The sequence below is a fragment of the Klebsiella sp. C283 genome (assembly GCF_048822555.1).
In the GTDB taxonomy this organism is placed as follows: domain Bacteria; phylum Pseudomonadota; class Gammaproteobacteria; order Enterobacterales; family Enterobacteriaceae; genus Klebsiella; species Klebsiella quasipneumoniae.
The window spans coordinates 1-559 of sequence record NZ_JBMEZS010000080.1 but is presented as its reverse complement, the minus strand read 5'-3'; the positions used below and the strand labels follow the sequence as shown (position 1 = coordinate 559).

1 protein-coding gene is annotated in these 559 nt (G+C 43.8%); it reads left to right on the top strand.

Translation table 11 applies throughout. The features are described 5' to 3' along the window. Positions 1-74: 74 nt before the first annotated feature. Positions 75-272 (top strand): DUF2574 family protein, encoded by a 198-nt coding sequence (locus tag ACOI7Z_RS27320; RefSeq protein ID WP_087849880.1) that lies wholly within the window; start codon positions 75-77, stop codon positions 270-272. Positions 273-559: the final 287 nt, after the last annotated feature.

Sequence of the window (559 nt, the reverse complement as noted above, 5' to 3'; positions counted from 1 at the left end):
GGACAAAATATGCAGCACCGACTCAGGGAAAAATATCGCCCGAAGTCCTGCTACTGCTTCGCTAATCCGCCAACCTGACGCCCTCCAGGCGGGTGGTGTCAGAAACCTGCAACACGGGTATGGTGAATAAACAACCTCTGCAACGCTGCGGAAAAAATACCTATCTTTTTGCCTCGCCAAATACTGAGAATTACGCGCGTGGTGTGGTCGATCGTATCGTGAATTTATCCAATGATACGAGTCGAAAAATAATTATCTGTAGCAACGATTAAATATCTCTCTATTTCCGCGCTATTATCTTGTGCTCTGCGAAATAATAGCGATGCTTCTTCTTTAGGGATATTAATGCGTTAGCGAAATTACGAAATTATTTCCGCCGCTGAGGACTTTACTCCCCATTTATTGCAACAATGGGTATGCATCTTGCCGGTTTTTGGGCTTGATGCGCTATATCATTAACACTTTGTTAACTTGATCTGGTTTATATGACAGCAAATTTGATATACAAAGAGGGATGATTGCCTGTATGGATGCTGCCCGACGTACCTTGCGCTATCTG